Origin of the sequence: Blautia sp. AF34-10 (genome assembly GCF_003477865.1) — a bacterium.
Taxonomy (GTDB): Bacteria; Bacillota; Clostridia; order Lachnospirales; family Lachnospiraceae; genus Fusicatenibacter; species Fusicatenibacter saccharivorans.
This window is the reverse complement of record NZ_QUED01000048.1, coordinates 1-6,994: the sequence shown is the minus strand read 5'-3', so window position 1 is coordinate 6,994 and position 6,994 is coordinate 1. Positions and strand designations below refer to the sequence as shown.

At 39.0% G+C, this 6,994-nt stretch carries 5 protein-coding genes and 1 rRNA gene; all 6 read right to left on the bottom strand.

The features are described from left to right. Positions 1-212: ribosomal RNA gene (locus DWZ60_RS16330) — 16S ribosomal RNA — on the bottom strand; the annotation flags it as partial. A gap of 612 nt (positions 213-824) precedes the next feature. After that, the gene (locus DWZ60_RS16325; protein ID WP_055226878.1) at positions 825-2,057 is read right to left on the bottom strand and encodes an ABC transporter permease; all 1,233 of its coding nucleotides are present in this window, start codon (positions 2,055-2,057) and stop codon (positions 825-827) included. A 24-nt stretch (positions 2,058-2,081) separates the two neighbouring features. Continuing rightward, entirely contained in the window at positions 2,082-2,747 is a 666-nt protein-coding gene (locus DWZ60_RS16320; RefSeq protein ID WP_055226876.1) for an ABC transporter ATP-binding protein, read from the bottom strand. A gap of 31 nt (positions 2,748-2,778) precedes the next feature. Beyond that, a complete protein-coding gene (locus DWZ60_RS16315) occupies positions 2,779-4,455 on the bottom strand; it encodes an ABC transporter ATP-binding protein (RefSeq protein WP_055226874.1) in 1,677 nt (558 codons plus the stop codon). A 20-nt stretch (positions 4,456-4,475) separates the two neighbouring features. Beyond that, positions 4,476-5,369 (bottom strand): leucine-rich repeat domain-containing protein, encoded by an 894-nt coding sequence (locus DWZ60_RS16310; protein WP_022463281.1) that lies wholly within the window; start codon positions 5,367-5,369, stop codon positions 4,476-4,478. Between the two features lie 6 nt (positions 5,370-5,375). Next, positions 5,376-6,602, bottom strand: coding sequence for an ABC transporter permease (locus tag DWZ60_RS16305; protein WP_119222130.1), 1,227 nt, complete (start codon positions 6,600-6,602; stop codon positions 5,376-5,378). Positions 6,603-6,994 lie beyond the last annotated feature (392 nt).

Below are 6,994 nucleotides of genomic sequence, written 5' to 3'. Positions count from 1 at the left end.
CCATGCAGCTCTGTGCGCTTATGCGGTATTAGCAGCCGTTTCCAGCTGTTATCCCCCGGTATGGGGCAGGTCACCCACGCGTTACTCACCCGTCCGCCGCTCAGTCAGTCAAGAATCAATCCGAAGAAATCAACTTAACTGCTTCGCTCGACTTGCATGTGTTAAGCACGCCGCCAGCGTTCATCCTGAGCCAGGATCAAACTCTCTGATAAAATGTGCGCGTTTAGAAATTCACGTGCTTGCACAGGCGAATTTTACGCGTTCATCTTGCAAGCTCCGCTTGCGAGATTTGTTCCAAGTTCAAAATCAACATACTAGCTAATTTATCCCTTTTACTGTTTTAAAGGATCTTTCGATCGTTTTGAATTACTTATTCAGAACTTTCGAGGATGTGTTTCACTGTTTAATTATCAAGGATCTCTGCCGTTCCGACTCGGATCAGCTCGTTTATTTTATCACAGAGCTTTTCATTTGTCAAGAACTTTTTTAATTAATTTTTTTGAAGCTCTTTCGAACTTCCTGAGAACGTTTTGTTCTCTGCCGTTCTCTCGATCAGCAACTCGTTTATTCTATCAAACTCATTTGCTTTTGTCAAGAACTTTTTTCAAGTTTTTTTGAAGTAGTTTTGCAACCCGCGGCAGCCACCCGGCTCCGAACTAGGTTTTTCTGTTTCAAAAGAACTCATTCACTGTAGCTCTCGCTGACAGCTTAGTTATAATAACACCCCCGAAAGCAAAAGTCAACACCTTTTTTCGAATTTTCTTATTTTTAGAAAAATACGGTCAATTCTGCATATTCAGTATTTTATCTGACTATTTCTTTTTTTACTCCATCATCAAAATCTTTTTCGGCTGATATCGTACAATCTGGTATACCATAACCATAGAAGAAGCCAGCACAACCCCCATTCCACAAAGATACAATATTATAATCTGCTGTGTCTTAATTGCAGCCTGCACACCGTTCGAAAGATCTACAGCTATTTTTATCACATTCGCCAAAGGATAAGAAAAAATTACCCCCGCTGTAATTGCCAGCAATACCGGGCAAAAAGATTCCATCAACATCTGCAGCATAATCCGCATCTTTGTTTCTCCAACAGAAAGAAGAATGCCAATCTCAAACATGCGATCCCGCAAATTCATAAGAATCAAAAAACTTAATGTGATAGTTCCAAGGATTACGGAAACTATCACCATGAGATTCGAAATCCCTGCCAGGCTCTTCAGGCTGTCGGCCACCGCTTTATAAGCTGAAACATTTACCGTATAGTCCATATCATATTCTTCTTTGATATATTCCGGCATTTTTTTCGCATCTTCAGCAAACGCTCTTCCTTCTTCCGGGTCCTTCAACTGCAATGTAATTTCTTTTACATTATCATTTTCATTCATCTCATAAACTGGTGTATCCAGGGTATAGATAGCATTTGCTGGGTTATTATATACCACATTTCCACTGTAAGCTGCCTCGTTCGTACTGTAAATACCACTGATTTTAAATGTATACCGCTCCTTTGTGTATGGTGAAAGAACAGCTATGGTATCTCCTATTCCCAGTCCATTCCGTTCCGCAATCCCATCACTGACTACCGCTTCTTCTGCATTCTGCGGTACATGTCCCGAAATCAGTGTAACTACAGAAGAAACAGAACTAAAATACTCGACAGGATCAGATGATCCCTCCACATAAATATTTTCTGTTCCATTTTCTTCCTGTCCGTCCATAATTTCAGCTGTAAAGTTATCCGCCAGAGCAGCTGTCACCGTATTACAGCTGCCAAACCGAATTCTTTCATCAGCGCAGAGTTCCAAATATTTTTGATGTGAAATCGAATTCACACCGCGCGGCTCTTCACTGTATATCTGACGCTCATTCGATACAAGCACGCTTCCTCCGATGCTCGTCCGAATCTCCCATATCCGTTCCCGACTTGCCGCGCGGATACATAAGCCAAACAGGATCAGGATGGATAAAATCAGGAAACTTAAAAACATCAGAATTGTATTTTTTTTATGATAAGAAATACTGCGAAATGCTCTTTTGATCCAGTTCATAAAAACTTTCCCTCCCCCTCATGTTTAATCCTGCAATTTTTTCTTTTCCAGCCGTACCACCACATCTGCCTCCGCGGCAAATGCTTCCGAATGTGTAACTGCTATTACACATTTCTTATCTTCATGAGCCAGCTCTTTGAAAATTTTCACAATGCCAGCCGCCGTATCAACGTCCAGATTTCCCGTCGGCTCATCCGCAAGAATCACCTCTGCATTTGTCGAAATCGCACGCGCAATCGCTACGCGCTGCTGTTCGCCTCCTGAAAGTTTATTGATATTGCGGTTCATCTGATCTTCTGTAATTCCCATTCGTGTCAGAAGTTCCCGCGCCCGTTCTTTTTTGTTTTTAATCGGATTTGACGTAATTTCCATTGCCGCCAGCACATTCTCCAGCGGGGTCAGATAAGGCAGCAGATTATACGCCTGAAACACAATTCCAATCTTGCTGTTTCGATATCTTGTATAGCCAATTTCCCGGATATCTTTTCCTTCAAAGCACACGCAGCCGCTCTTAGGTTCTTCCAGCGCACCCGCCAAAGTCAGCGTCGTTGTTTTCCCCGATCCAGAAGGACCAACAATCGTGTAAAGAGTACCCTTCTCAAATGAATAGCTGGCTTTATCCAAAATATCAATTCTCTTTCCGCCGCTCTCGTAAAAATAGCTTACCTCTTTTAATTCCAGTTCTGCCATATTGTTCCTTTCTACTATAATCTAGTCGCCTCTACATTTTTCCAGTTCTCACTTCCGTAAGAAACCCATCTTTTACCAAATATACTTTATCAAATTTTTCCAGTTTATCATAATGATGTGTAATAAAAATCACAGATTTTTCCGGCATTTCTTCTGTTATAATTTTATAAAGATATTCATTGGCTTCTACATCAAATCCACTGGACGCTTCATCAAAAAGCATAACCGGCGCATCTTTCAATAGTGCCCGTGCAACCACAAGCTTTTGTCTTTCTCCTCCTGAAAGAAATGCTCCATCATCTCCTATTTGTGTTTTTTCTTTTTCTGGAAAACGTTGCAAGTATTTTTTCACGCCACTTTTCCTTAGTACCTCATTCAGTTTTTGTCTGTCTGCTTTCCCCTCCAAATCTATATTCTGCACAATGTCCCCCAAAAACAACGCTGATTTCTGACTCACAACAGAAAAAAGGCTTCGGTATTCTGATAATTTTAGCACTTTTATATTTTCACCATTACATAAAATTTCTCCTTCTTCCGGTTCATAAAATCGTAATAGTAATTCCAAAATTGTTGATTTTCCACTTCCATTTTTTCCAATAATAGCCACTTTTTCTCCCGGCTCAAGTTTAAAAGATACTTTCTTTAACACTTCCCTATCCTTTGTATACTGAAATCTCACATTTTTAAATTCTAATATTGGCGAAATCTCTTTTTCCACTCTTTTACTTCCACTTCGTTCCTCTTCCATATTCAAAAATGTATAAAGTCGTTCAGCGGACGGTTTGACACTTGCAAAATGCATACGCAGATCAATTAAACTATTTACCGGTCTTGTAACATAACTAGAATAAGAAACAAAAGCAAAAACTGAACCTATGGAAATTTTTCCCACGAACACCAAATATCCACCAACTAAATAAATAAGAATTGTTACACCCCACTCTAAAACAGCATCCCCAAAAATATTCCATGTCTCAATCATGGTTCCTTTCATTTCAACCGCTAACGATTTACAAATCTGTTTTAAAAATTCGCATTTTCTTAATTCATATAGATTCCACAATTTAATTTCTTCCACAGTATTAATTGTATCGCCAAGCCATCCTCCAAATTGTTGCTCAACTTGAATATACATTTTCATGTTTTTCTCACGCTTTTTAGCAAGACATTTTACTAACACGTATTTCACTGGAATTACTATCACTACAATGCATAACAGTTCAGGACTCAACAGCATAAGTCCAGCAAGTCCACTAATTACACGAAAAACATACGAAAAGCTCATCACTACATATCTATCTGTCATAGACGCAACCTGAGATACATCGCATTGTAACATTTGCACTATTTCCATACTATTTTTCATTTGAAAATAATGTTTTTTTAAATGCAATAATTTTCGAAATACATTGCAATACAAGTTCTTATAGAATGAATTATGTATTTCTGCAAAAGTTTTTGCCTGCACAACTTCAATCATTAAATATACCAGCACACAAACAAATAAACCGGCTACTCCATTAACAATTTGGGGCATATTTTTTTCGAGTATTCCGATGTCTGTGATCTGTTTTATCAATAATGGTTGCAGAAATACAGTTACTGTAGAAACAATAGTGCTTATACTCAAAATACCTATTTCTTTTTTATATTTGAGTAACTCTTTTAAAAAATATAAACATTTATTATTCTCTATTATTTTCTTCATTGTTCACAAATATAATATTTTTAATCCTTTAAGCAAACACTGATTCCTATTAGTCCAACCATACACACCCCAAGAAATATGTCCATCCAGACTATTTTCCCACTTTGCTTTTCTCCACTCGAAGGAGCCTTAAAAAATACTTTTTCAAAGCCTGTATCATTTTTATCAAAATATTTTTGTCCTATAACCTCTTCTTTCGTTTCATTCTCCTTCTTCTCAAGCCAATACTGGATCGAAATTTCCTGCATTTCTTCACCACCATATTCGGCTCTTTGATTATCTTTTGCAAGTTCTTCCGCTATTTTTCCGCCAAAAATCTTCATCGCACTATCTTGACTTTCTTCATAGGGTTTTCCAGCTCCCAAAAATAAAAATTGTCCTACTTTCTCCACGCTATCTGGAATCCGTATTTTTGACAAAGAAGAGCAATACATAAAGGCATTATCACCAATGCTCTCTAAACCATCATAAAAATAAATCTGTGTGATTCTAGTTCCCTGAAATGCGCTTTTTCCTACCTTTTTTAGTGTTTTTGGCATTACAATGCTGATAAACCCAGCAGTTGTATCACTGTACTGACCATCTTCCGCAAAGGCAGATTCCCCGATTTCAACAATGCCTTCGGATATCTGCACTGCCCGAAGATCCGTTTTTCTCAAAAAGCAGGAATCTCCGATTCTCGTCACTTCTTTCCCACCTACTTCTTTCGGTGTGACAATCACGCTTTCCGTCCCGATATAGTTTCGTAAAGTTACAGTTTCATCTTCTTCCACGCTATACTGGTAATCTCCCTCTTGGAGCCAGTCTGCCTGTAGCGAAACCTGTGTCGTTCCAGATTCCACTGCAAAAACGTCTTCCCGCCATACCAGCACCAGAACCATCGCTACGATCATTATCATTCTTTTTTTCTTCATGAACACCTACTTTCTGTCCAGCAATATAGATGCCGGGCTTTCTCTAGTTATTTTGCCGACTTGCAGAATTAATATCAAAAGGAAAAGATCTAAAATACCAAGAATCATCCCCGTCATGATTTTCCAGTTCCACTCAATGGACAAATCCGTATCAACAGTTACTCCCGTTGATTCATACGCAGCTATTTCGCTTGTCGGGAGCGCGTTTTTAATATTTCCCGACAGATCTTCATTTTCCTGCTCCACTTTCTCAGCCTGATTCGAAATCATCCGATCTGCGAAATACTCTGCTGTTGGTGTCGCACACAGCGCCGCAAAACAGGCAATCAAAACCGGAACCAAATTCTCCAAAACGAACTGTCCTAAAATCCTTTTTCTGTGTTCCCCCATCGAAAGTAAAATTCCAATCTCACGTTTTCGCCCTTTGACTGACAGGCTGGTCAGAATGCCGAACAGTAAAATTCCGGCAGTCACAAATCCTACGATCATATATCCTATCAGACGATTCAATTTTTCAACAGGTTTCGCAACCATCTCATACCATTCCTTGTTTCGAATCAACTGATAGGACCATTCTCCAGATTCCAAATCCTGCTGTGATATTACCATTGGCTTTACGCTGGAACGTATTCCATTTTCATCGGTCTGTACAACATCATCCACACTTCCTATTTTTATTTTGTTTTTTGTTTCTTCTATGAATGGTTCAACTGATTTTGTATCTTTCAAATAGACCGTAACTGTATTAAATCCCACATTTTGAATTTTTAATGCTTTCATAGAATACTCGCAGAAAATATCCAGTGGAATAAAAATTAAATTATTGTGCCAGTCATTCACAACGGAATCGGACTGATAAACCTCTGGAGTTCTGTAAATGCCTCGAATTTTGAAACTAATTTCTTCCGGGGCACTTACTTTATAGTATTCGATCGTTCCCTGCTCCATTTTATATTTAACAGTATCGCCCACATGGAGATGATTTTTTTCGGCGTATTTTTCTCCTACCACAGCTTCGTATTTGCCCCGTTCTCCGTAGCTCAGTCCGCTTCCTTCCACAATCCTGTAACCCTTTGCCAGAAAATAGGTATCGTATGCGCAGTCCAGTGTTCCAACAGCCGTCATCGTATACATGCCTGAATCTTTCAGATAACCTTTTAGGCGCTGTTGTGTCTCCTCGCTGATATATGTTTCCGTATCCACCGGATCAAGCCAATATGTTCCCGCTTCCATGGTGTACCCCTGAACATAATTGCTGTCAATGAACTTTTCTACGATTGCGGACGGGATCGCATATACAGTACATGATTTTCCAGCTTCTCCCTCGGCCGGCCGCGCAGAGTAATAGAGTTGGCCAATGTTTCCTGTGCTCTTTTCACTTTATTTCCACTTGCAATTCCAATCATCAGCATAGAAAATATCGCCAGGAAAAGTACTAAAAACAGTATGATATACATCAATGTTTTCGCAGGAGTACTTCTTAATTTTCTGCTTGCTCTTTTCAACATATTCTTTCTTCCCCCTATATATTTCAAAATGCGACAAGCTTATGTTTTAATTTTCAAGTGTCCAAATAATCCTATCGCTCAATTTTTCTATTTGAGAATCACTTTTAATATCAACAA

What these genes read in the sequence shown, in the direction of transcription:
- DWZ60_RS16325 (WP_055226878.1), bottom strand. Translation starts at nt 2,057, where the DNA reads ATGAACTGGATCAAAAGAGCATTTCGCAGTATTTCTTATCATAAAAAA.
- DWZ60_RS16320 (WP_055226876.1), bottom strand. Translation starts at nt 2,747, where the DNA reads ATGGCAGAACTGGAATTAAAAGAGGTAAGCTATTTTTACGAGAGCGGC.
- DWZ60_RS16315 (WP_055226874.1), bottom strand. Translation starts at nt 4,455, where the DNA reads ATGAAGAAAATAATAGAGAATAATAAATGTTTATATTTTTTAAAAGAG.
- DWZ60_RS16310 (WP_022463281.1), bottom strand. Translation starts at nt 5,369, where the DNA reads ATGAAGAAAAAAAGAATGATAATGATCGTAGCGATGGTTCTGGTGCTG.
- DWZ60_RS16305 (WP_119222130.1), bottom strand. Translation starts at nt 6,602, where the DNA reads ATGGAAGCGGGAACATATTGGCTTGATCCGGTGGATACGGAAACATAT.